Source organism: Pantoea phosphatilytica, assembly GCF_051025615.1.
Classification (GTDB): Bacteria; Pseudomonadota; Gammaproteobacteria; order Enterobacterales; family Enterobacteriaceae; genus Pantoea.
In genome coordinates, this window is the sequence record NZ_JBPFDF010000001.1 from 142,995 (window position 1) to 166,542 (window position 23,548).

Annotated in this window: 24 protein-coding genes and 1 other RNA gene; 14 read left to right on the top strand and 11 right to left on the bottom strand. The window is 57.6% G+C overall.

Annotated features, from left to right (window positions below):
* The first annotated feature begins 60 nt into the window (after positions 1–60).
* From ppiD to ACR6AS_RS00740, 3 genes are all read left to right on the top strand, one after another.
* Positions 61–1,929: a peptidylprolyl isomerase gene (ppiD, locus tag ACR6AS_RS00730; RefSeq protein WP_434160789.1), complete on the top strand. Its 1,869-nt coding sequence runs from the start codon at positions 61–63 to the stop codon at positions 1,927–1,929.
* Positions 1,930–2,069: 140 nt separating this feature from the next.
* Positions 2,070–2,426 (top strand): ComEA family DNA-binding protein, encoded by a 357-nt coding sequence (locus ACR6AS_RS00735; protein ID WP_293770844.1) that lies wholly within the window; start codon positions 2,070–2,072, stop codon positions 2,424–2,426.
* 100 nt (positions 2,427–2,526) lie between these two features.
* Complete coding sequence (locus tag ACR6AS_RS00740) at positions 2,527–2,925, top strand: YbgC/FadM family acyl-CoA thioesterase (protein WP_111140959.1); 399 nt, start codon at positions 2,527–2,529, stop codon at positions 2,923–2,925.
* 49 nt (positions 2,926–2,974) lie between these two features.
* Here ACR6AS_RS00740 and queC read toward each other — a convergent pair whose 3' ends face one another.
* Both queC and ACR6AS_RS00750 read right to left on the bottom strand, forming a co-directional pair.
* Entirely contained in the window at positions 2,975–3,670 is a 696-nt protein-coding gene (gene queC / locus ACR6AS_RS00745) for a 7-cyano-7-deazaguanine synthase QueC (RefSeq protein ID WP_111140958.1), read from the bottom strand.
* A 41-nt stretch (positions 3,671–3,711) separates the two neighbouring features.
* Positions 3,712–5,430, bottom strand: a complete 1,719-nt coding sequence (locus ACR6AS_RS00750) for an SgrR family transcriptional regulator (protein WP_434160791.1) — start codon at positions 5,428–5,430, stop codon at positions 3,712–3,714.
* 92 nt (positions 5,431–5,522) lie between these two features.
* Between ACR6AS_RS00750 and cof the strand changes: the two genes are divergently transcribed.
* Positions 5,523–6,344 (top strand): HMP-PP phosphatase, encoded by an 822-nt coding sequence (gene cof, locus ACR6AS_RS00755; RefSeq protein ID WP_434160792.1) that lies wholly within the window; start codon positions 5,523–5,525, stop codon positions 6,342–6,344.
* Positions 6,345–6,378: 34 nt separating this feature from the next.
* Here cof and ACR6AS_RS00760 read toward each other — a convergent pair whose 3' ends face one another.
* Positions 6,379–7,413, bottom strand: a complete 1,035-nt coding sequence (locus ACR6AS_RS00760) for a PLP-dependent cysteine synthase family protein (protein ID WP_418797140.1) — start codon at positions 7,411–7,413, stop codon at positions 6,379–6,381.
* A 116-nt stretch (positions 7,414–7,529) separates the two neighbouring features.
* Here ACR6AS_RS00760 and ACR6AS_RS00765 point away from each other — a divergent pair, with 116 nt between their 5' ends.
* The 5 genes from ACR6AS_RS00765 (at position 7,530) to amtB (ending at position 13,470) form a co-directional block, all read left to right on the top strand.
* The gene (locus tag ACR6AS_RS00765) at positions 7,530–7,991 is read left to right on the top strand and encodes an Lrp/AsnC family transcriptional regulator (protein ID WP_111140970.1); all 462 of its coding nucleotides are present in this window, start codon (positions 7,530–7,532) and stop codon (positions 7,989–7,991) included.
* Between the two features lie 24 nt (positions 7,992–8,015).
* Positions 8,016–9,785 (top strand): SmdA family multidrug ABC transporter permease/ATP-binding protein, encoded by a 1,770-nt coding sequence (locus ACR6AS_RS00770; protein ID WP_434160795.1) that lies wholly within the window; start codon positions 8,016–8,018, stop codon positions 9,783–9,785.
* Positions 9,778–11,553 (top strand): SmdB family multidrug efflux ABC transporter permease/ATP-binding protein, encoded by a 1,776-nt coding sequence (locus tag ACR6AS_RS00775; protein WP_111140953.1) that lies wholly within the window; start codon positions 9,778–9,780, stop codon positions 11,551–11,553. Before ACR6AS_RS00770 ends, ACR6AS_RS00775 begins: the two co-directional genes overlap by 8 nt.
* 257 nt (positions 11,554–11,810) lie before the next feature.
* Positions 11,811–12,149: a P-II family nitrogen regulator gene (glnK, locus tag ACR6AS_RS00780; RefSeq protein ID WP_003850469.1), complete on the top strand. Its 339-nt coding sequence runs from the start codon at positions 11,811–11,813 to the stop codon at positions 12,147–12,149.
* Between the two features lie 34 nt (positions 12,150–12,183).
* Complete coding sequence (gene amtB, locus ACR6AS_RS00785; RefSeq protein WP_293770840.1) at positions 12,184–13,470, top strand: ammonium transporter AmtB; 1,287 nt, start codon at positions 12,184–12,186, stop codon at positions 13,468–13,470.
* 47 nt (positions 13,471–13,517) lie between these two features.
* Here amtB and tesB read toward each other — a convergent pair whose 3' ends face one another.
* The gene (gene tesB, locus ACR6AS_RS00790) at positions 13,518–14,381 is read right to left on the bottom strand and encodes an acyl-CoA thioesterase II (RefSeq protein ID WP_111140293.1); all 864 of its coding nucleotides are present in this window, start codon (positions 14,379–14,381) and stop codon (positions 13,518–13,520) included.
* Positions 14,382–14,571: 190 nt separating this feature from the next.
* Between tesB and ACR6AS_RS00795 the strand changes: the two genes are divergently transcribed.
* The gene (locus ACR6AS_RS00795) at positions 14,572–15,129 is read left to right on the top strand and encodes a YbaY family lipoprotein (RefSeq protein WP_111140294.1); all 558 of its coding nucleotides are present in this window, start codon (positions 14,572–14,574) and stop codon (positions 15,127–15,129) included.
* 37 nt (positions 15,130–15,166) lie between these two features.
* On the opposite strand, the gene ACR6AS_RS00800 is transcribed toward ACR6AS_RS00795, so the two are convergent.
* Entirely contained in the window at positions 15,167–15,478 is a 312-nt protein-coding gene (locus tag ACR6AS_RS00800; RefSeq protein ID WP_293770839.1) for an MGMT family protein, read from the bottom strand.
* Positions 15,479–15,653: 175 nt separating this feature from the next.
* Between ACR6AS_RS00800 and ffs the strand changes: the two genes are divergently transcribed.
* An RNA gene (gene ffs, locus ACR6AS_RS00805) (signal recognition particle sRNA small type) lies at positions 15,654–15,750 on the top strand.
* 131 nt (positions 15,751–15,881) lie between these two features.
* Here ffs and ACR6AS_RS00810 read toward each other — a convergent pair.
* The 3 genes from ACR6AS_RS00810 to ACR6AS_RS00820 all read right to left on the bottom strand — a co-directional run bounded on the left by ACR6AS_RS00810 (position 15,882) and on the right by ACR6AS_RS00820 (position 17,000).
* Complete coding sequence (locus tag ACR6AS_RS00810) at positions 15,882–16,097, bottom strand: HHA domain-containing protein (RefSeq protein ID WP_111140296.1); 216 nt, start codon at positions 16,095–16,097, stop codon at positions 15,882–15,884.
* Positions 16,098–16,121: 24 nt separating this feature from the next.
* Positions 16,122–16,499 (bottom strand): Hha toxicity modulator TomB, encoded by a 378-nt coding sequence (gene tomB, locus ACR6AS_RS00815; RefSeq protein WP_111140297.1) that lies wholly within the window; start codon positions 16,497–16,499, stop codon positions 16,122–16,124.
* A gap of 147 nt (positions 16,500–16,646) precedes the next feature.
* Positions 16,647–17,000 carry a hypothetical protein gene (locus ACR6AS_RS00820; RefSeq protein ID WP_111140298.1) on the bottom strand — a complete coding sequence of 118 codons (354 nt, stop codon included), beginning with the start codon at positions 16,998–17,000 and terminating at the stop codon, positions 16,647–16,649.
* Positions 17,001–17,337: 337 nt separating this feature from the next.
* Here ACR6AS_RS00820 and ACR6AS_RS00825 point away from each other — a divergent pair, with 337 nt between their 5' ends.
* Genes ACR6AS_RS00825 through ACR6AS_RS00835 form a run of 3 tightly spaced genes read left to right on the top strand, consistent with a single transcriptional unit; the run spans position 17,338 to position 19,736 of the window.
* The gene (locus tag ACR6AS_RS00825) at positions 17,338–18,006 is read left to right on the top strand and encodes a metal ABC transporter ATP-binding protein (RefSeq protein WP_111140299.1); all 669 of its coding nucleotides are present in this window, start codon (positions 17,338–17,340) and stop codon (positions 18,004–18,006) included.
* Positions 18,003–18,842 carry a metal ABC transporter permease gene (locus ACR6AS_RS00830; RefSeq protein ID WP_111140300.1) on the top strand — a complete coding sequence of 280 codons (840 nt, stop codon included), beginning with the start codon at positions 18,003–18,005 and terminating at the stop codon, positions 18,840–18,842. Before ACR6AS_RS00825 ends, ACR6AS_RS00830 begins: the two co-directional genes overlap by 4 nt.
* Before the next feature lie 15 nt (positions 18,843–18,857).
* A complete protein-coding gene (locus ACR6AS_RS00835) occupies positions 18,858–19,736 on the top strand; it encodes a metal ABC transporter solute-binding protein, Zn/Mn family (protein WP_434160798.1) in 879 nt (292 codons plus the stop codon).
* Positions 19,737–19,781: 45 nt separating this feature from the next.
* Here the strand turns inward: ACR6AS_RS00835 and ykgO are convergent, their stop codons facing one another.
* The 3 genes from ykgO to ACR6AS_RS00850 form a co-directional block, all read right to left on the bottom strand.
* On the bottom strand, positions 19,782–19,922 hold the full coding sequence (ykgO, locus tag ACR6AS_RS00840) for a type B 50S ribosomal protein L36 (RefSeq protein WP_111140302.1): 141 nt from the start codon (positions 19,920–19,922) through the stop codon (positions 19,782–19,784).
* Positions 19,923–19,932: 10 nt separating this feature from the next.
* Positions 19,933–20,187: a type B 50S ribosomal protein L31 gene (locus tag ACR6AS_RS00845; protein ID WP_111140303.1), complete on the bottom strand. Its 255-nt coding sequence runs from the start codon at positions 20,185–20,187 to the stop codon at positions 19,933–19,935.
* 201 nt (positions 20,188–20,388) lie between these two features.
* Complete coding sequence (locus ACR6AS_RS00850; protein ID WP_367396141.1) at positions 20,389–23,544, bottom strand: efflux RND transporter permease subunit; 3,156 nt, start codon at positions 23,542–23,544, stop codon at positions 20,389–20,391.
* Positions 23,545–23,548 lie beyond the last annotated feature (4 nt).

The following is a 23,548-nucleotide window of genomic DNA, read 5'->3' on the forward strand; positions in this document are numbered from 1 at the left end:
AGCCAGTGGCGAATTGCGACCGAGCTTTACATTCACACTACAGCGGAGTGTTGCCATACCATGATGGACAATTTACGCGCGGCGTCGAACCATGTCGTGCTCAAGATTATTTTGGGGCTGATTATCCTCTCCTTTGTGCTGACGGGCGTTGGCAACTATCTGATTGGCGGCAATAACGACTATGCAGCCAAAGTAAACGGTCAGGAGATCAGCCGGGGACAGCTGGAGCAGGCGTTTAACAGCGAACGCAACCGTCAGCAGCAGATGCTGGGCGACCAGTTCTCGCAGCTGGCCAGTAACGACGGCTATATGCAGCAGATCCGCCAGCAGGCGCTGTCGCAGCTGATCGATCAGGCGCTGCTCGACAGCTACATCAAAGATCTTCATCTCAGCATCAGCGACGATCAGGTCAAACTGGCGATCTTCAATCAGAAGGCGTTCCAGACCAACGGCAAATTCGACAACGCGAAATATCTGGGCCTGATCGGCAACATGGGCTTTAGCGCGGATCAATATGCGGAAGCGCTGCGCAAGCAGCTCTCCAATCAGCAGCTGATCAATGCGGTGGCGAACACCGACTTCACGCTGAAAGGCGAAGCCAGCAAGCTGGTTGATCTGGTGTCGCAGCAGCGTGAAATCCGTCAGGCCACACTGGACGTCAACGCGCTGGCAGCGAAACAGACCGTAACCGACGATGAAATCAGCCAGTATTATCAGCAGCATAAAAGCAGCTTCATGGCGCCGGAACAGTTCCGGGTCAGCTACCTGCTGATGGATGCAGCCAGCATGCAGCAGGCAGCCAGCGATGCCGATATTCAGGCCTGGTACGATCAGCATAAAGCGGATTACACCCAGCCACAGCGCAACCGCTACAGCGTGATTCAGACAAAAACAGAAGCCGATGCCAATGCGGTGCTGGCGCAGCTGAAAGCGGGAGCCAGCTTTGCTGACGTGGCAAAAGCCAAATCGATTGACCCGATCTCTGCCCGTAAAGGCGGCGATATGGGCTGGCTGGAACCCTCAACGACGCCGGATGAGCTGAAAAATGCCGGGCTGACGGAGAAAGGCCAGATGTCAGGCGTGATCAAATCCTCTGTCGGCTTCCTGGTGGTTCGCCTGGATGATATCCAGCCAGAGCAGGTGAAATCGCTGGATGAGGTTCGCAGCGCCGTAGCGGCCAAAGTGAAGCAGGAGAAGGGCGTGGATGCCTTCTACAAACTGCAGCAGAAGGTCAGCGAAGCAGCCAGCAATGACAACGAGTCACTGGCGGGTGCCGAGCAGGCGTCTGGTCTGAAAGCGAAAGAGACCGGCTGGTTCAGTCAGGATACGCTGCCAGCGGAGCTGAATTTCGATGCGGTGAAACAGGCGATCTTCAATGGCGGTCTGGTGGGCCAGAACGGCGCGCCGGGCAACAACTCTGACATCATCACCGTCGATGGCGATCGTGCTTTTGTGCTGCGTATCAGTGAGCATAAACCGGAAGCGGTAAAACCGCTGGATCAGGTTAAAGCGCAGATCACCGACACGCTGAAGCATGACAAAGCAACGCAGCAGGCCAAAGCTCAGGCAGATAAGCTGCTGGCCGACCTGAAAGCCGGTAAGCAGGATGCGCTGACGGCGGCAGGTCTGACGCTGAGCGCCAGCAAGACCGTAGATCGTAATGCACAGGATCCGGTGGCTCAGACTGCTTTCAATCTGCCTCAGCCAGCGGAAAACAAACCCTCCTGGGGTGTCAGCGAAGATATGCAGGGCAACGTCGTGCTGGTGGCGGTCGATAAGGTTAAAACCGGCAGCATGCCGCAGGCGCAGATTGACGAGATGGTCAAAGGCGTCACGCAGAACAATGCGCAGCTGACGTTTGAAGCACTGCTGCAGAACCTGCGTAAAGAGGCCAAAATCAAGTACGGCGCAGCCGCACAAATGCAGTAAGCCTCGCAGAAACTGTGTAACGACTGTAACAATCAAAGGCCGCGTTCGCGGCCTTTTCCATTTCTGTCATCCGGTGTTTGAGCCCTGTGCAGGGCAGTGACACGCTGTCGCTGCTGTTTACACACAAGGAGAAACACAGCATGGCTAAATCACAACTTATTGCCCTCTATTTTTCACTCGCGCTGGGCGGCGCACTCTGTCACAGCGTCTCACTGGCTGCGGAACCGGAACCGGCTGGCAGCGTCGTTACGCAACATGCCTCACCGGGATTGTTGCCGGAGAACAGCCCGCCGCCGCAACAGGAACAGGTCAGCATCAACCAGGCGACAGCCGAACAGCTCTCTGCTGCCATGAATGGCGTGGGGCTGAAAAAGGCTCAGGCGATTGTGAACTACCGCGAACAGTACGGGCCCTTTAGTGCCATTCAGCAACTCAGCGAGGTGCCGGGCATTGGTAATGCGCTGATTGAACGTAATGCAGCCAGGCTGAAACTGTGAGGCAGTACACATCGGTGATGCTTAATCTCCCTGAGCCAGGCTACTCTGCTAAAGTGAACAGGTCCAACCAGTTAACCTGAGCGAGCAGGAGAGCATCACCATGCAGACCATAATAAAAGTGCGCGGCTATCATCTGGATGTCTATCAGCACGTTAACAATGCACGCTATCTTGAGTTTCTTGAGGAGGCGCGCTGGCAATGGCTGGAAGAGGTTGAGGCATTTCACTGGTTGCTGGAACAGAAGCTGGCTTTCGTCGTGGTCAATATCAACATCAACTACCGTCGTCCGGCCGTGCTGGGCGACGTGCTGGCGATAGAGAGTGAGATCACCCAGCTAAATGGCAGAAGCGGCATTATTGCTCAGCGGGTGATGCTGGCAGGCCAGGAGACCGTGGTGGCGGATGCCGCACTGACCTTTGTCTGCATCGATTTGCAGACTCAGAAGGCCGTTGCGCTTGAAGGGGAGCTCCGCGAGCGCCTGATGCGCCTGATGGCCTGAGATGGAAAGGAGGGCAGAGCGAAAAGCTCTGCCGCCTTACCGGATGGCTTCAGTTCAGGCCGCTTTTCGCTTTCATAGCCGCCATCACGCCCGGCCGATCGTCCAGATAGGCCTGTAAACCCCTGGCCCGCAAATGACAGGCCGCGCACTCACCACAGCCGTCGCCTTTTACGCCGTTGTAGCAGGTCAGCGTCTGCTCGCGTACCAGGGAGAGCTGTTGCCAGTAGTCCGCCAGCGCCCAGGTTTCCGCTTTGTTGAGCCACATCAGCGGCGTTTCGAAACGGATCGTGCGCGCCATACCCAGCGTAACCGCCTGGTTCAGGGCTTTGACAAACTCATCGCGGCAGTCGGGATAGCCGGAAAAATCGGTCTCACAGACGCCGGTGATCACCGCTTCCGCCTCGACCTGATAGGCGTAAACCGAGGCCAGCGTCAGGAAGAGAATATTGCGTCCGGGAACGAACGTACTGGGCAAACCGCTGGCCGCAGGATCGTAAGCCGGTACCGGAATGTTATCCCGGGTCAGGCTGCTGACGGCAAGTTCGTTCAGCATGGTGACATCCAGGACTTTATGCGCGCGCGCACCCAGCTTCAACGCCAGATCCTGGGCCACCTCGATCTCTTCCCGGTGGCGCTGTCCATAATCGAAGGTGACGCAGTGGACTTCATCATAAAGCTGCAGAGCCTGGATCAGGCAGGTGGTGGAATCCTGTCCACCGCTGAAAACAACAACCGCGCGTTTCATGGCATTTTCCTGGTAATGAATTTTGCGCCTATGGTAATGCCTCATTCCGTTGCTGAACAGCGGCAGGATGGATCGATGGGGGGCGGGATCCAGGCGCGGCTGAAATCGAACCAGCCCAGCGTGTTCAGCTCAATGCCTTCTACGCCGGGCGGCGCATGGATCTGATAGCGATAATTAAACAGGGGCAGCAGGATACCGTCGCGCATCAGCCGATCGTAAAGCTGGTGCAGCGCGTGGCTACGGGCTTCGCCATCCACGATCTGCCGGATAGTCTGCAGCTGCGCCGCCACCTGTTTGCCCTGCGCGCCAGACCACAGCGGTCGCCAGAGCGGATCAATCTGCAACCAGCTCGCCAGCGTAAAGATCGGCGCATCGCCAATCAGCCGATCGCCCATTACGATATCCGCCTCATCAGGCGGGGCGAGGGTGTGCCAGTTTTTTACCGGATGAAACACCACCTTCAGGATGCAGCCGTGCGCTTCCAGCAGCGCCACCAGCGCCTGCGACATCTCATGCAGCTCCACCGGTAACTGATAATGCAGCGTCAGGGATGCCGGTAAAGGAACCGGGTCGTCATCAAATAGCGGTACGCCCCAGCCGGGTAGCAGCTCCCGGCTGGGAGTGATCAATCCCTCATCCAGTGGTAACCGGCTGACGATGCCGCTCTGCTGGATCAGCTGAAAAAGTCTGCGCGCCTGGCTGGCGGAAAAACCGGCCCGCGGGCGGCAGACCAGGTAGCAGAAGCCGAGACTGATGCTGCTGCTGACCGGCTGCAGCGTCCTGAGTGCGGCGGGTTCGCCTATCGCAATCTGCACCGGATGACGACAGCTGCTGCCCAGGCTGGGATCAAACAGCTGCGGCGTAATCCAGTACTCCACCGCCTGCAGCAGCGGCTGCTGCAGATGCCAGCGCGCATGGCTTTCGATCCTGACCAGCTCGGGGCTGAAGTGTCGCAGTTTCCAGGGGCCGCTGCCGATGGCGGGTTCTGTGGGGTGGGGCAGCAGGCACAGCAGGTGGGCGAGGCGATGGGGCAGCCAGAAATCTGGCTGGCGCAGGGTAAACCGCACAGCCAGCGGATGGGGCGCATCAATGCCGGTCACCTCCGCCAGCAGCAGGCTGACGCGCTTATCCTGCAGCAGCTGGCGGAACTGCGTGACCAGTTGTCCGGCCCGAACGGGCTCATCGTTGTGCCACATCAGCTGTGGCCGCAGCCAGAACAGCCAGTGGCAGGCCGTTTCATCGTGCTGCCAGTGATGTGCCAGATCGCCGACCGGCTCATCCTGCTCAAAGCGGGTCAGGCCGGAATAGATCTGACGAACCAGATGCTGTTCAGCGCGACCGGCAATCTGACGCGGATCGGTACTTTCCATGGGCCGGTAGTAGGGGATGCGCAGGACCGGCGTATCATTCTGCCACTGGCCGCCCATCAGGGGCCGCATCATATTGATGAGCCTCTCCGGCGGCAGGTCCAGCAGTTGCAGGGCCTCCGCCGCCTCGCCAGCTTCAAGCTGCCGTTGCAGGAGCTGCTGGCGTAACTGTTCCGGCGTGCGCAGAAACCGCAGCTGCCCCAGTTTGCCGCGACCGGGTTCGCCCTGCCAGCTGAGCCAGCCTGCCTGCTGCCATTGTGACAGCAGGGTACGCAGATGACGCTCGCTGCAGATGCAGTGGCGGGCCATCTCCGCTACGCAGGTCTGCTGTGGCGCGCCCTGACTTTGCTGCCACAGACGCTGAAACTGATTGAGACGGTTAAGCTGGCGCATTCTAAACCCGGAACAATTTTTTCAAAGTATTCACTATTAGTTCCGCAATTAACAGGCAATAGTGGACTTCCTCTTTCAGCAGGAGATCACTCATGGTGCGTTTAGCGGCGTTCGATATGGATGGCACACTGTTACTGCCAAATCATCAACCGGGACAGCAGACGCTCGACACTCTGCAGGCGCTGCATCAGCGCGGCATTCATCTGGTGCTGGCGACGGGACGTCATCTGCTGGAGATGCAGATGTTACGTGAGAAAATGGCGCTGCCCGCGTGGCTGATCACCGGCAATGGCACCCGCGTTCATGACCCGTCCGGTCAGCTGATTGCTGCGCAGGATCTGCCCGCTGCCGTGGCAGAAACGGTGATCCACGGTCACTGGACAACCTCCGCTTCCCTGCATGTTTTCAATGATCAGGGATGGTTTACCGACCGTCCGCGGCCTGAACTGCTCAACGCTCATCAGATGAGCGGATTCCGCTATCAGCTCTGCGATCTGAAAGCACTGCCCGCGCATCAGGTGACTAAAATCTGTTTTATTGACGAGCACCCGCGCCTGCTGGCGCTGAAAACAGCGCTGGATGTGGCGCTGGGCGATCAGGCCGATATCTGTTTTTCCGCTGTGAATTGTCTGGAGGTGCTGCCCGCAGGCTGCAACAAAGGCAGCGCCCTGAGTCAGTTATGTGAGCATCTGTCGCTGACAATGGCGGAGTGTATGGCGTTTGGTGACGCAATGAACGATCGCGAAATGCTGGCGCAGGCCGGACAGGGCTTCATCATGGGCAATGCGATGGCGCAACTGAAAGCCGCGCTGCCGCATCTGCCGGTAATCGGCCATTGCGAGAGACAGGCCGTGTCTCATTACTTAAATCACTGGCTGGCAACGCCCCACCTCGCGTATTCCCCCGAATGCTGAGGTTTGCCGTGTACCGGACAGGATGTCCGGTTTTTTACGCCAGCTCGCGCTGCCAGGGGGTGATATCGCCGATATGTTTTGCCACCCACTCGGGCTGATAGTAGCTGTCGGGATAACGCTCGCCGCTGTCACACAGCAGGGTGACCAGCGATCCCCGCTGATTTGCGGCCCGTAAACGTTTTGCCACCTGCATCATGCCCCAGAAGTTGGTGCCGGTTGAGGCGCCAGGTTTGCGTCCCAGGATGCTCTCCAGCTTCAGCATCGCGGCCAGCGTCGCGCCATCCGGTACTTTCACCATTTCATCGATCACGTCCGGCATAAATGATGGCTCTACCCGTGGACGGCCAATCCCCTCGATCAGGCTGCCACGCGTGCTGGTCAGCGTGGCATCGCGCTGCTGCCAGTAATCGAAAAAGACCGAGTGTTGCGGATCGACTACCAGCAGTTTTGTTTCCAGTCCCTGATAGCGGATATAGCGGCCCAGCGTGGCCGAGGTGCCGCCGGTGCCCGCACTCATAATGACCGTATGCGGAATCGGATAGGGCTCATGCTGCATCTGGCGGAAAATGCTTTCTGCAATATTGTTATTGCCGCGCCAGTCGGTGGCGCGTTCCGCATAGGTAAACTGGTCCATAAAGTGGCCATTCAGCTCACGCGCCAGCCGTTCAGACTCTGCATAGAGCTGGCAGGGATCCTCCACAAAGTGGCACTGGCCGCCATAAAAGGTGATCTGCTCGATTTTGCGCTTCGCGGTACTGGCAGGCATCACCGCAATAAAGGGCAGCCCCAGCAGCCTTGCGAAGTACGCCTCAGAAACGGCAGTGCTGCCTGACGAGGCTTCAATAATCGGCGTATTCTGCTTAATCCAGCCGTTGGAGAGGCCGTAGAGAAACAGCGAACGAGCCAGCCGATGTTTAAGGCTGCCGCTGGGATGGGTGCTCTCATCTTTCAGGTAGAACCAGATGCCGGGAAAATCCGCCAGATCAAAACGGATCAGATGGGTCTCCGCCGATCGTTGAAAGTCAGCATTAATTTCGTTAATAGCGTGGCGAATCCAGCAGGTGTGCATCTCGGGCGTCCGGTAAACAATGATGTGGCTATTTTATGGCACGTGCAGGAAAAAGAGATTGCATAATTGCCGCTAAAATCGCACTGGTGGAGAAAACCATTCTCTCGGAGCCGCAAATGTTAGATAAAACTGACCTGAAATTACTGGCGCTGCTGCAGCAGGACTGTACTCTGTCACTGCAATCGCTGGCGGAGGCCGTCAACCTCACCACCACCCCCTGCTGGAAGCGCCTGAAAAAGCTGGAAGATGATGGCATTATTCGCGCACGCGTGGCGTTGCTGGACGGGGATAAAATCGGACTGTCACTGACGGCCTTTATGTTTGTGAAAACCCAGCAGCACAGCCGCGAGTGGTATCAGACTTTTGTCTCGGTCGTGAGCGGCATGCCGGAGGTGATGGCCTTTTACCGGATGGCGGGGGAGTATGACTACCTGCTGCGGATCCAGGTGGCCGATATGAAGAGCTATGATGCTTTCTACAAACGATTAGTGAATGGTGTGCCTGGCCTGATTGATGTCACCTCCAGCTTTGCCATGGAAGAGATTAAATACACCACGGCCTTACCCGTCGCCCCCTGAGGGCCTGAGATTGAGAACAGCGTTGTGCGATTATTCAGTCAATTAAGTTGGTATTTTCTGCGGGAGTGGCGGCGCTATCTGGGCGCAGTCATCCTGCTGATCGTGATTGCGATCCTGCAGCTCCTGCCGCCACATGTGGTTGGCGTGGTGGTGGATGGCGTGACGCGCGACAACATGAGCACCGGCCGTATCATGATGTGGATCGGGGTCATGCTGGCAACGGCGGTGGTGGTCTATCTGCTGCGTTATGTCTGGCGCGTGCTGCTGTTCGGGGCCTCCTACCAGCTGGCGGTTGAGCTGCGCGAAGATTTCTATCGCCAGCTGAGCCGTCAGCAACCGGCCTTCTATCTGCGTCACCGCACCGGCGATCTGATCGCCCGCGCCACCAATGATGTGGATCGGGTGGTATTTGCCGCCGGAGAGGGGGTTCTGACGCTGGTCGACTCGCTGGTGATGGGCTGCGTGGTGCTGCTGGTCATGAGCACGCAGATTAGCTGGCAGCTGACGCTGCTCGCGCTGGTGCCGATGCCGATCATGGCCATCGTCATCCATCGCTACGGCAATCAGCTGCATCAACGCTTTAAGCTGGCGCAGGCCGCCTTCTCCAGCCTCAACGATCAGACGCAGGAGAGCCTGACCAGTATCCGGATGATAAAGGCCTTCGGACTTGAGCAGCATCAGTCGCAGCAGTTTGCCGATATTGCCCGCGATACCGGGGAAAAGAACCTGCGCGTGGCGCGGGTCGATGCCCGTTTTGATCCGACCATCTATATCGCAATCGGCTTCTCTAACCTTCTGGCGATTGGCGGCGGCAGCTGGCTGGTGTGGCACGATCAGATGACGCTGGGCCAGCTCACCAGCTTTGTGATGTACCTGGGCCTGATGATCTGGCCGATGCTGGCGCTGGCGTGGATGTTTAATATTGTTGAGCGCGGCAGCGCGGCCTGGAGCCGCATCGGCGCGCTGCTGGCCGAGGCACCGGCGGTGGAGGATGGCGACACCACTCTGCCAGCCGAACCTGGCACGCTGCAGGTCGCCATTCGCGCGTTCAATTACCCGGCCAGTGCCGGTCCGGTGCTGAGCGACGTCAGCTTCCAGCTGAAACCGGGCGAGATGCTGGGGCTGTGCGGCCCCACCGGCAGTGGCAAAAGCACCCTGCTGAGCCTGATTCAGCGCCACTTCGATATTCAGCAGGGCGACATCCGCTATCACCAGATCCCGCTGCCGCAGCTGCGGCTGGACAGCTGGCGCAGCCGTCTGGCGGTCGTCAGCCAGACGCCGTTCCTCTTCTCCGACAGCGTGGCAAACAATATTGCGCTGGGGAAACCGGATGCCACCCGCGAGGAGATCGAACGGGCCGCCACGCTGGCCTGCGTGCATGATGATATCCTGCGTCTGCCGCAGGGCTATGAAACCGAGGTCGGGGAGCGCGGTGTGATGCTGTCGGGGGGGCAGAAACAGCGCCTGTCGATCGCCCGGGCGCTGCTGCTGAATGCCGAAATCCTGATTCTGGATGACGCGCTTTCGGCGGTGGATGGCCGGACCGAACACGAAATCCTGCATAACCTGCGGATCTGGGGGCAGGGGCGCACGCTGATTATCAGCGCCCATCGCCTGTCGGCCCTTACCGAAGCCAGCGAGATTCTGGTGCTGCAGCAGGGCCGCGTGGCGCTGCGGGGCGACCACGACGCGCTGACCAGCCAGACGGGCTGGTATCGCGATATGTACCGTTACCAGCAGCTGGAAGCCGCGCTGGATGATGATGAAAACGAAAAAGGAGTGCCGCATGGCTAAGTCCGGACGCGTGTGGCCGACCCTGAAACGTTTACTCAGCTACGGCAAACCCTGGCGTAAATCCCTGTCGCTGGCGGTGGGGATGCTATGGATCGCTGCCGCAGCAGAAGTGACCGGACCGGTGCTGGTCAGCTACTTTATCGATAACTTGGTGGCGAAACATCAGATGCCCTGGGGGCTGGTGGCCGGACTGGTGGCCGGTTTTATCCTGCTTCAGCTGCTGGCCGCCGCGCTGCACTACTGGCAGGCGCTGCTGTTTAATCGCGCCGCCATCGGGGTGGTACAGCGGTTACGCAGTGATGTGATGAACGCGGCGCTCTGTCAGCCGCTGAGCGCCTTTGATACCCAGCCGGTCGGGCAGATCATTTCGCGTGTCACTAACGACACGGAAGTGATCCGCGATCTCTATGTCACCGTGGTTTCCACCGTACTGCGCAGTGCCGCGCTGGTCGGTGCCATGATGGTGGCGATGTTCACTCTTGACTGGCGCATGGCGCTGGTGGCGATGATGATCTTCCCGCTGGTACTGATGGTGATGTTTATCTATCAGCGCTACAGCACGCCGATTGCCCGCCGGGTTCGCAGCTATCTGGCTGACATCAACAACGGCTTTAACGAAGTGATCAGCGGCATGAGTGTCATCCAGCAGTTCCGCCAGCAGGCGCGGTTCGGTGAGCGGATGGGCGAAGCGAGCCGTTCCCACTATCTGGCACGCATGGAAACGCTGCGTCTTGATGGTTTTCTGCTGCGCCCGTTGCTGAGCCTGTTCTCCGCGATGGTGCTGTGCGGGCTGCTGATCCTGTTCAGTTTCTCCGTGCCTGGCGTGTTTGAGGTCGGGGTGCTCTACGCTTTTATTACCTATCTGGGCCGGCTGAATGAGCCGCTGATTGAGCTGACCACCCAGCAGTCGATGCTGCAGCAGGCGGTCGTCTCCGGTGAGCGCATTTTTGAACTGATGGATGCAGCACAGCAGCAGTATGGTGTCGATCAGCAACCTCTGGCGTCCGGTCGTATTACGCTGAACCAGCTGAGCTTTGCCTACCGCGAAAACCGCAACGTGCTGAGCGACATCAATCTGGAAGTCGCGCCGCGCGAATTTGTGGCGCTGGTGGGGCATACCGGCAGCGGAAAAAGCACCCTGGCGAATCTGCTGATGGGCTATTACCCGGTGACGCCTGGCGCAATCCGGATTGACGGTCGCCCCATCGGCGACCTCAGCCACGCCGTGCTGCGTCACGGTATCGCGATGGTGCAGCAGGATCCGGTGGTGCTCGCCGATACACTTCTGGCAAACGTGCGGCTGGGACGTGACATCAGCGAAGAGGCCGTCTGGCGGGTGCTGGAGCAGGTGCAGCTGGCTCCGCTGGCGCGTGCGCTGCCAGAGGGGATTCATACCCGTCTCGGCGAGCAGGGCAACAACCTGTCGGTGGGGCAGAAGCAGCTACTGGCACTGGCGCGGGTGCTGGTTGACCTGCCGCAGATCCTGATCCTGGATGAGGCGACGGCCAATATCGACTCCGGTACGGAGCAGGCTATTCAGCAGACCCTGACGACGCTGCGCCAGCACAGTACGCTGGTAGTGATTGCGCACCGGCTCTCGACGATTATCGACGCAGACAAGATTCTGGTGCTGCATCGTGGTCACGTCGTGGAACAAGGCACCCATCAGCAACTGCTGGCGATGCAGGGCCGTTACTGGCAGATGTACCAGCTTCAGCAGGCGGGAGATGAACTGGCGTCGGGCGCGGCGGCGACCGCTGAAAGCTGAGCTGCACCTTTTTTGCGCACCTTTATCAGACTAATCTGTATAAATGCACTCCTTTGACGCCTGAAGCACCAAAGGAGTGCACTCCGCGACTGTGATCTCTGTCATACCGCGCGCCTGCGCAGCAGCCACTCTATACCATCCCTTGCCGCGTCTCGTCTGAACCACTGATTTGTGCCGGTTTTACACTCTGGCACAGGCTTTGCTTATATCCCTGCGTGTCCGTAAACGTTACTTATTTACTCGCTGGAGGGGATCCAATGAAGCTGGTTACCGTCGTAATTAAGCCATTCAAGCTGGAGGATGTGCGTGAAGCTTTATCCTCTATCGGCATTCAGGGGCTCACCGTCTCCGAAGTGAAAGGATTTGGTCGTCAGAAGGGCCATGCAGAGCTTTATCGCGGGGCTGAGTACAGCGTGAACTTTCTGCCCAAGGTCAAGATTGATATCGCGATTGCCGACGATCAGTTAGACGAAGTGGTGGATGTCATCAGCAAAGCAGCTTACACCGGCAAAATTGGCGACGGTAAAATTTTCGTGGCTGAACTGCAGCGCGTTATCCGTATTCGTACCGGCGAAACCGACGAAGCCGCTCTGTAATTACGACTCAGTACTGTGATGGGATGGGATAAAAATGAATAAAATGTTAGCGAAGTTGGGCCTCACCAGCCTGGCACTGTTACCCTCACTCGCGATGGCCGCGCCTGCCGTTGCGGACAAGGCTGATAACGCATTTATGATGATTTGCACCGCGCTGGTGCTGTTTATGTCAATTCCAGGTATTGCACTCTTTTACGGCGGCCTGATCCGCGGCAAAAACGTACTGTCGATGCTGACTCAGGTTGCGGTCACCTTCTCACTGGTCTGCGTGCTGTGGGTAGTCTACGGCTACTCGCTGGCCTTCAGCGAAGGCAACGCCTTTTTCGGCGGCTTCGGCTGGGCGATGCTGAAAAACATTCAGCTCACCGCCGTAATGGGCAGTTTCTATCAGTATATCCACGTAGCGTTCCAGGCCTCCTTTGCCTGCATCACCGTGGGGCTGATTGTGGGTGCCATTGCCGAACGTATCCGCTTCTCTGCCGTGCTGATCTTTGTCGGCGTCTGGCTGACGCTCTCTTACCTGCCTATCGCACACATGGTCTGGGCGGGCGGTTTTCTGGCCCAGGATGGCGCGCTGGACTTCGCTGGCGGTACGGTCGTACACATTAACGCCGCAGTCGCGGGCCTGGTGGGCGCTTACCTGGTGGGCAAACGTGCCGGTTTTGGCAAAGAAGCCTTTAAACCGCACAACCTGCCAATGGTCTTTACCGGAACGGCCATTCTTTATGTCGGCTGGTTCGGTTTCAACGCCGGTTCCGCGTCTGCGGCAAATGAAATTGCGGCGCTGGCCTTCCTGAACACCGTTGTTGCAACCGCGGGTGCCGTGCTGTCATGGACCTTCGGCGAGTGGGCGGTGCGTGGTAAACCTTCTCTGCTGGGTGCCTGTTCAGGCTTTATTGCCGGACTGGTTGCGATTACCCCAGCCTGTGGTTACGTCGGCGTGGGTGGCGCGTTAATTATCGGTCTGGTGGGTGGTCTGGCGGGCCTGTGGGGTGTGACCACCCTGAAAAAATGGCTGCGCGTGGACGATCCCTGCGATGTGTTCGGCGTGCATGGCGTGTGCGGCATCGTGGGCTGTATCCTGACGGGCGTGTTCGCGTCCTCTTCACTGGGCGGCGTAGGCTATGCACAAGGCGTAACCATGGGCCATCAGGTGTGGGTGCAGATCTTCAGCGTGGGCGTAACCGTTGTCTGGTCAGGTGTCGTCGCCTTCGTCGGCTTTAAGCTGGCCGATCTGATTGTTGGCCTGCGCGTGCCGGAAGAGCATGAGCGTGAAGGTCTGGATGTGAACAGCCACGGCGAGAACGCTTACAACCAGTAATCGTCGGGCAGCAAAAGAATCGGGGGGCGAGCAATCGCCCCCTTTTTTTATTCGCTGCGCTGACGCATCACGCCTTCCTGAACGGTTGACGCTACCAGCACACCCTGCTGATTATAAAACTCCCCGCGGACGAAACCGCGCGCGCCGGACGCCGAGGTACTGACCACGCTGTAGAGCAGCCATTCGGTGAAGTCGAACGGACGATGGAACCACATCGAGTGGTCGATCGTCGCGACCTGCATATCCGGCTCCAGAAAGCCTTTGCCGTGCGGCTGCAGGGCAACCGGCAGGAAGTTAAGATCCGAGGCGTAGCCGAGCAGGTACTGATGGATACGCAGATCGTCGGGCAGTGGCCCGGTGGCCCGGATCCAGACCTGACGTTCAGGCTTATCCACATGTCCCCGCAGCGGATTGTGGATCTGCACCGGACGGATCTCCAGCGGGCGTTCGGCAATGAACTTTTCACGCAGTTTTTCGGGCAGCAGATGGGCCATCTTCTGCGCCATCGCCTGCTCGGTTAACAGATTCTCAGGGCCTGCCACCTGCGGCATCGGATTCTGATGTTCAAATCCCTGTTCCGGTGACTGGAAGGAGGCGGTCATATAGAAAATCGGCTGGCCGTTCTGAATGGCACTGACCCGCCGGGCGCTGAAGCTTTTGCCATCGCGCAGCGTTTCCACATCGTAAATAATCGCTTTCTGACTGTCGCCAGGCCGCAAAAAGTAGCTGTGAAAAGAGTGAACGGTGCGATCTTCCGCGACGGTCTGCTTTGCGGCATACAGCGCCTGACCCACTACCTGACCGCCAAACACCTGGCGCAGCCCCAGATCTTCGCTCTGGCCGCGATATAAACCCTCTTCCAGTTTTTCCAGATTCAATAAATTCAGCAGATTTTGCAGTGCCTGACTCATGGCGCATTCCTCAATGTAGTGACCTGCTCAGTGTGAAAGATCGGACCAGTTAACGTCAATCAGACTTTCCGCTTTGCCTGTGCCAGGCAAAATCTCATTTTTGTGCCAACATTAAGGACATACGGCGAGTGAAGCGCTGTAAGCAGGATTCGCTGCCGATAATCATTTTGATCAAATGGAGACGACATCAATGAAACTCAGGCATGTGTTCAGTGGAGTAGTTATGGTGGTTGCTGTTGCGGGATGCGCCGATAAAAGTAAACCTGTGCCCACGCCGACGCTGGGGTCAGCCGTGGCAGGACAGACGACGGCGATTGCGCAGCCGAACGTCAGTGGCTCAATCTTCATCCGTCAGCGCATTGCGCTGCCGCCGGATGCCGTATTAACCGTGACGCTGTCTGATGCGTCGATGGCCGATGCCCCATCAAAAGTGCTGTCACAGCGTGTCGTGCGCACCGAGGGTAAACAGGCTCCGTTCCAGTTCGTTCTGCCGTTTAACCCGGCCGACATCCAGCCCAACGCCCGCATTCTGTTAAGTGCGGCGATTGCCATCGACGGCAAGCTGGCCTTTGTCACCGAAGGCGTGAAGCCGGTGATCAATCAGGGTGGCACCAAAGCGGAACTGCTGCTGGTCCCGGTCCCGTCTATGGCGATGCCAACCCAGCCAGGCGCTGCAACTACCGTGCCTTCTACCTCACCGACGATGGTAACGCCATCCGCTGCGGTTCCGGCACCGACCCACATTTAAGCGTGTTTCGGGGCGACGCTGTCGCCCCTTTTCCTGTCTAAAATCGCCAGCGCCAGGTTGCCAGATCGAGCTGCCCGTCATCACTGATCGCTATACCTTCCGCCGCCAGGGCATCCCGCTGCCGTAACAGACGATCCCCCTGCAGGGAAAGGGTGCCGTGCCGGTTAACGACGCGATGCCAGGGCAGGGTAGTCTCTTCAGGCAGACGGCTCAGTACGCCGCCGACCTGACGTGCTGCGCGCGGAGAACCGGCGAGCAGGGCAACATCGCCATAGGTGGCGACGCGGCCATACGGAATCGCGGCAACAATCTGCCAGATGCGGTGCTGGAAAGTGTCAGGCTGATCCATCTGCTTGTTTCATCCGGAAAAAGGGCCTTAATTTTAGCATGGAGAAGGGCGTCTGAACGCTTTCGGGTCAGGGTTGTTCAAGAAAACAACGGTTGTCCCGACTACGCTTGCAATTGACCCCTCCTTCCCAGATAATGCCCCCGCTCTCGTAAAGAGGGCTTGTCAATGGGGGCCCTGTTGGTTCTCCCGCAATGCTAGCTTGTGAACTCGGTCAGATCCGGAAGGAAGCAGCCGCAGCAGGTGACGCGTGTGCCGGGATGTAGCTGGCAGGGCCCCCACCATTTTCCCCCCTGAAAACCCCCACGAATTGCAGACAGCCAAAACCCGCCCGGGCCGATCCTGTGCCGGCAGGCAGGAATGTCTGGTACTAAACAGGGGTAAAACTTAGCAATAATCGATTAGATTAACGGACAAATTTCCACACTGAACCCGGGACTTTATCGTAGAGCTTGTTCATGGTCAGTTCCGCCAGACGATGGTCAGCCGCCGAATAGAATATGGCTAATTCGTCTTCCGGTAATTCATACTTATTTTTTTCAATCACCCTTTCGAGGGTATCCAGCGAGCGGCAGCGCCGCAGTCGCATCAAATAATCGGTTTTTGTCAGGGTTTTGTTCATAAATAAATCGTTCTCATGTCAGTACTATAATGAATGGCTCGGCTGCTGGAGAAAAGCGCACTCTTCAGTGAACAGATTAAATAAACGCTTCGCTGAACGTTGCCACCGCTGAAGATCCGGGGTTGTGACACCATAGTTGCTGAATAACATAAAGGTATCATCAAGATATTCATCGATTTGCGAAATCAGCGCTTCATCTTCAACGTGCTTGATTTTGTAATTCATGGTGAAAGAGGCGATATGCTCAATCAAATCATTCAGCTGCAGATTGCTTTCGGAAGTCGGATCATTTACCCAGCCATGATGGCTGTCCGTTAATGATGCCATGCTGTCGTCAAACAGGCTCTCACACAGGTATTTAAGCTGGGCAATATCATGCCGTTTCGGTGAGTATTCGTCCATCTTTTTCCCCTCCATAGCTAGCACAGTTGCCGCAGGCCGGCGAGATAAGAGAACACGGCCATGAAGCGATTATCGGGGCAGTTATTAAACGGGACATCTTAAAGATAGTGTAAAACCATTAGTTCTGCTCACCTCCATTACTAAATATTACAATTCATCGCCGGGGGAGGGTTGCTGATTGTCTATCACATCAAACTCAAGTGCGCCGGGCTTAATGTGAAAGTTTACCTGTTCCGACTGTGTGACCGTTTCATTCAGATCCTGGCAGGGGCTAAATAAATTCCAGTCAAAATCGTAAAGTAATTTAAAACTATTCAGATCCTGATATTCAATGGAAATAATTTTTAAACTGCCTGGAACAAACCGGGCATTTTGTGAATACCAGCGTAAATCTCCCACCAGAAGATCGGTTATTTTGAGAATATTCCGCTGAACAATCTCAGCTATTTTTGCGCAGTCCGTTTCGCCTGCGGCAATATCGCACTCAATGCGTGACAGCATATCCGGTTCGCCTTAAACCATTAATAACCTATCATTGGTTTTCTGCAACGGGTTTGCAAGCCCGCTGAGCACAAAAGCGTCTGTTTACCCGGCTGGCCAGCAACACCGAGCCGGTTTCCCCTGTTCAGGTCTGCCAGTCACCGCCAGCCTGTTTATCTTTTGATACACATTCCCCCGTTTAACTGTGCTCAACATCCGTTATCTTAATTGTTATGTTATAACATTTTGGTGAAGTGATGCATCAGAGCGGATTACTTATGTCACTGGGCGGGCGACTGACTGTTGCACTGCTCGTCATCGCCCTGCTGGCCGTGGCGATCAAATGGGGGATCAGCGCATGATCCGGTTTGATTCGCTTCGGGCGGGCTACCAGGGTGAGGCCGTGACCCCGGCCCTGAGCGGCCAGCTTGCCGCAGGCTCGATGACTGCCCTGGTGGGCGCCAACGGCAGCGGCAAATCGACGCTGCTGAAAACCATTGCGGGTTTACTGCCCCCGATAGCCGGGCGCTGCGAACTGCAGATTGCGCGGCGGGATATTGGCTGGCTGCCGCAGCGTACCGAGCTGGAAACCCGCTTTCCCCTGACCGTCTTTGAACTGGTCTCGATGGGCTGCTGGCCTCGCTGCGGCTGGTTCGGCGGTATCAACCGGATGCTGCGTCGGGAAATCTGGCAGGTGCTGGAGGCGGTACAGATGCGTGATTTCGCCGGGGCGCAGCCCGCAACCCTGTCCGGCGGCCAGCTTCAGCGCGTGCTGTTTGCCCGGCTGATGCTGCAGCGCAGCGCGCTCTGGCTGCTGGATGAGCCGTTTAACGGCATCGACAGCCAGACGGTGACGTTGCTGATGGCGATCCTGGAGCAGCAGCAGCGGGCGGGCACCACGCTGCTGGTGGTTCTGCACGATCGTCCGCTGGTCGCCCGCTATTTCAGCCGCGTACTTTCACTGGATGAAGATGAGACCGGCGAATTCTGCTCGCCTCTCTCCCTGCAGCGGAGCCTGGCACCGTGACCCTGATACAGCCTTTTATTGAGTTCGGTTTTATGCGACGCGCGCTGGTCGCCTGCGTGGCGCTGGCTGTCAGCGCCACGCCACTCGGCGTGTTTCTCTCGCTGCGCCGCATGAGCCTGATCGGCGACGCCTTGTCCCACGCGGTGCTGCCCGGCGCTGCCGTCGGTTATCTGATCTCCGGCCTGTCACTCGTCGCCATGGGGGTGGGAGGGCTGATCGCCGGTTTAGCCGTGGCGCTGCTCTCGGGAGCCGTCAGTCGCTACACGCCGCTGAAAGAGGATGCCAGCTTTGCCGGGTTTTACCTTGGCTCACTGGCGCTGGGCGTGACGCTGGTTTCTCTGCGTGGCTCTGGCGTGGATCTGCTGCATGTGCTGTTCGGCTCGCTGCTGGCAGTAGACAACGCGGCGCTGCTGCTGGTGGGCGGCATCGCGGCGTTTACGCTGATTATGCTGGCCATCATCTACCGGCCGCTGGTGATTGACGCTTTCGACAGTGACTTCCTGCGGGCGCAGGGAAAGTGGAGTGCCCCGCTGGTTCATGGTCTGTTTTTAATGCTGGTGGTGCTGAATCTGGTAGCCGGTTTTCAGGTGCTCGGCACCCTGATGTCGGTGGGACTGATGATGCTGCCCGCCGCCAGCGCACGTTTCTGGAGCCGCCATCTGGCCGCCATGCTGCTCATCGCGATGGGGATGGCCATGATGTCGGCGCTGGCAGGTCTGATGCTCTCCTGGCACTTTTCTCTGCCAGCCGGACCTGCGGTGGTGCTGAGCGCCGCCATGCTCTTTTTTCTCTCCATTCTGACAGGACCGTGCGGCGGAATTTTACGCCGCCATTAAATCTATGAGGACGCTATGAAAAAATTACCCCTGACGCTGGCGCTCGCTGCGCTGTTTGCTGCGCCTGTAGCAATGGCAAAAACGGTGGATGTGGTCGCCAGCTTTACCGTGCTGGGCGATATCGTTAAGCAGGTCGGTGGCGGCCATGTGAAAGTCAAAAGTCTGGTGGGGCCAAACGGCGATCCCCACACCTTTGAACCCACACCGCAGGACAGCGAGGCGCTGGCGAAGGCCGACCTGGTGTTTGTCAGCGGACTGGGCCTGGAAGGGTGGATGGATCGGCTGGTTACCGCCTCCGGTTATCGCGGTCAGCCCGTGGTCGCTTCAGCGGGCGTCACCACCCGCAGCATGGAGGACGAGGGCAAAACCATTACCGATCCGCACGCCTGGAACAGTATGCAGAACGGCGTGATCTACGCGACCAACGTGATGAATGCGCTGGTTAAAGCCGATCCTGAAGACGCGCCGGACATCCGTCGGCGTGGAGAGGACTACATAGAGCAGCTTCAGGCGCTGGATCGCTGGGCGAAAACCGCTTTTGCGCGAGTGCCGGTCGATAAACGGAAAGTGCTCACCAGCCACGATGCGTTTGGTTACTTCGGCCAGCGCTATGGCGTGACATTCCTGGCACCGGTGGGCTTCTCCACCGAAGCCGAGGCGAGCGCCAGCAACGTGGGGGGGTTAATCACTCAGCTGAAGCAGCAGCACATTACCCGCTACTTTATCGAGAACCAGACCGATCCGCGGCTGGTCAGGCAGATTGCCAGTGCCACCGGTGCGGAGCCGGGAGGCGAGCTTTATCCGGAAGCCCTCTCCACGGCCTCAGGCCCGGCGGCAACCTATCAGGCCGCCTTTAAACATAACGTGAATGCGATGCTGAAGAGCATGCAGTAAGCATAAAAAAGGCCGGGCAAGCCCGGCCACTCATCACGACACACACTAGCGTCTTTTTTTTCTTCCCTGCACCGCTTTGAAACGTGGATTAGTTTTACAGATAACGTAAACACGTCCTTTCCTGCGCACCACTTTGCAATCGCGATGGCGATTTTTGGCGGAGCGCAGCGAGCTGACGACCTGCATGACTCACCTCCTATTTGCGGCCAAGAAAGCGCCCGAAACGCTGGTTAAAGCGTGCGGTGCTGCCCTCTTTGGCGAAATCTTTCTGTTTACCGGTGTAGAAAACGTGCGAAGCCGACGACACATCCAGGGTGACGTAGGGCAGGGTTTCGCCTTCAAACTCCACGGTACGGTCGGTTTTGATGGTCGATCCGATTTTGAACCAGACGTCAGCCGACGTGTCGTGGAAGACCACCGGACGATAGTGAGGATGAATATTCGCTTTCATAATGCTCTCAATTGTAATGTTATACTATAACAATAGTATGCGGCAGACCGTTCAGGATTGCAACGATCGTCGTGTCCGGAAGGCGTAAAGTGGGAAGCACGGGGCGAAGGACAAAGCCGCGACCCGCAGAGGGCCGCAGCTGAAAAGAGAATTGCAGGCAAAAAAAAAGGCCGCTTGCGCGGCCCTTTAACGGATGACAGCTTAGTGTGTCTGATCAGAGGTGACCGGATGACCTTTTGCTGCGTTATCTTTTTTCCTGCCGAAGCGGCGGCGGACCACCACGAAGAACACCGGCACGAAGAAGATCGCTAACAGCGTTGCGGTGACCATACCCCCGATAACGCCGGTGCCCACTGCGTTCTGCGAACCGGAACCGGCGCCGGTACTGATTGCCAGCGGCAGTACCCCGAGAATAAACGCCAGTGACGTCATCAGGATAGGACGCAAACGCATACGACACGCCTCCAGCGCCGCTTCAATCAGCCCTTTGCCCTCTTTATCCATCAAATCTTTCGCAAATTCGACGATAAGGATGGCGTTCTTGGTCGAGAGGCCGATGGTCGTCAGTAATCCCACCACGAAGTAGACGTCATTGCTTAAGCCACGCAGCGTGGTAAAGATCAGCGCACCGATGACCCCAAGCGGCACCACCAGCATGACCGAGAACGGAATCGACCAGCTCTCATACAGCGCGGCAAGGCAGAGGAAGACCACGATCAGCGAGATAGCGTAGAGGGCAGGGGCCTGGTTGCCTGACAGGCGTTCCTGATAGGACATACCGGTCCAGTCATAGCCAATCCCCGCAGGCAGCTTCGCCGCCAGCTCTTCCATCAGATCCATCGCGGCCCCCGAACTCTTGCCAGGCGCAGCCTGTCCCAGGATCTCCATCGCCGGCAGGCCGTTGTAGCGCTCAAGGCGCGGCGAGCCATACTGCCATTTCGCGGTTGAGAAGGCCGAGAACGGCACCATGGTTCCGCTGCTGTTACGCACGTACCACTTACCGATGTCGTCCGGCAACATACGCGAATCCGCTTTACCCATAACGTACACTTTCTTCACGCGACCACGATCGATGAAGTCGTTGACGTATGAGCCGCCCCAGGAGGCTGCCAGCGTGGTATTGATATCGCTCAGCGATACGCCCAGCGCCTGCGCTTTCTCCTGATCGATTGTCAGCTTGTACTGCGGGGTATCTTCCAGTCCGTTCGGACGCACACCCACCAGGGTATCAGGATGCTGAGCAATCATGCCGAACAGCTGATTACGCGCTTCCGTCAGCTTCTCATGACCGAGGTTGTTCTGATCGATCAGCTCGAAGTCGAAGCCGGTGGCGTTACCCAGTTCGATAATCGCGGGCAGGTTAAACGGAATCACCATCGCATCTTTGATCGCGCCCAGCGCCTGCATGGCACGGCCCGCAATCGCCGGTACTTTCATGTCGCTGCTGGTACGCTCATCCCAGGGTTTGAGGCTGACGAAGGCGATACCGGTGTTCTGTCCGCGACCGGCAAAGCCGAAGCCGTTAACGGTAAACACGGACTTAACCGAATCCTTCTCCTGAGTCAGGAAGTAGTCGGTCACCTGATCCAGGACTTTCTGGGTACGCTCCTGGGTTGCACCGGCTGGCAGCTGTGCCTGAGCCAGCAGCAGACCCTGGTCCTCTTCCGGTAAGAAGGAGGAGGGCAGGCGCATAAACAGAAATGCCATACCGACCACGATCAGCAGATAGATCAGCATATAGCGACCGGTGCTGCGGATCATGTGGCCCACACTGTCCACATAGTGGTTGGTGCTCTTGTCGAACATGCGGTTGAACCAGCCGAAGAAGCCGGTGGTTTTGCCATGCTCGCCTTTTTCAATTGGCTTCAGCATGGTCGCGCAGAGTGCCGGGGTCAGAATAAAGGCGACCAGCACTGACAGGGCCATGGCGGAAACGATGGTGATGGAGAACTGACGATAAATGACGCCGGTTGATCCACCAAAGAACGCCATCGGAATGAAGACGGCGGCCAGTACCAGCGCGATACCGACCAGCGCCCCCTGGATCTGCTCCATGGAACGTTTGGTTGCCTCTTTTGGCGGCAAACCCTCTTCGGCCATGACGCGTTCGACGTTTTCGACCACAACGATGGCGTCATCCACCAGCAGGCCGATCGCCAGCACCATCCCGAACATCGTCAGGGTGTTTATCGAGTAACCAAAAGCACTGATCACGGCGAACGTCCCCAGCAGGACCACCGGCACGGCGATCGTCGGGATCAGCGTCGCGCGGAAGTTTTGCAGGAAGAGGTACATCACCAGGAACACCAGCACGATCGCTTCAATCAGCGTTTTTACTACTTCAAAAATCGAGATTTTTACGAAAGGCGTGGTGTCATACGGATAGACCACTTTCATCCCGGCCGGGAAGGTTGACTGCATTTTGGCCAGTTCAGCCTTCACCGCATTGGCGGTATCCAGCGCATTCGCACCGGTGGCCAGCTTGATACCGATACCGGACGCAGGCTTGCCGTTGTAGCGAGCGATGATCTCGTAGTTTTCCGCACCCAGTTCGATCCTTGCCACATCACGCAGACGGACCTGAGAACCATCCTCATTGACCTTGAGCAGGATTTTGCCGAACTCTTCGGTCGAGGTCAGACGGGTTTGCGCGATGATCGAGGCGTTAAGCTGCTGACCCGGAACCGGAGGCGTACCGCCTAACTGACCGGCAGCAACCTGGGTGTTCTGGGTGTTCAGCGCGCTGATCACGTCAACCGGCGTCAGGTTGTAGTTGTTCAGCTTGTGCGGATCCATCCAGATGCGCATGGCGTATTGCGCACCGAAGACCTGAGTATCACCCACGCCCTTGGTACGGCTCAGCGGATCCTTAATGGTCGACGAAATATAATCAGAAATGTCATTCTGCGTCATATTGTCGTCGTCGCTGATGAAACCGGCCACCATCAGGAAGCTGCTGGAGGATTTTTTAACCTGAATCCCCTGTTGCTGAACTTCCTGCGGCAGCAGCGGCGTCGCCAGCTGCAGTTTGTTCTGCACCTGAACCTGCGCGATGTCCGCATCGGTGCCTGACTCAAACGAGAGCGTCAGGGTCAGCGTACCCGAGGAGTCGCTGCTCGAGGACATATACATCAGTCCGTCGATACCGTTCATGTTCTGCTCAATGACCTGGGTCACCGAGTCCTGTAGCGTTTTCGCATCCGCACCCGGATAAGAGGCCTGAATCTCAATCGCCGGCGGCGCAACATTGGGATATTGCTCGATCGGGAGTTTGAGAATCGATAGCGCACCGACCAGCATGATGATGATGGCGAGTACCCACGCAAAGATGGGGCGATCGATAAAGAACTTAGCCATGAAT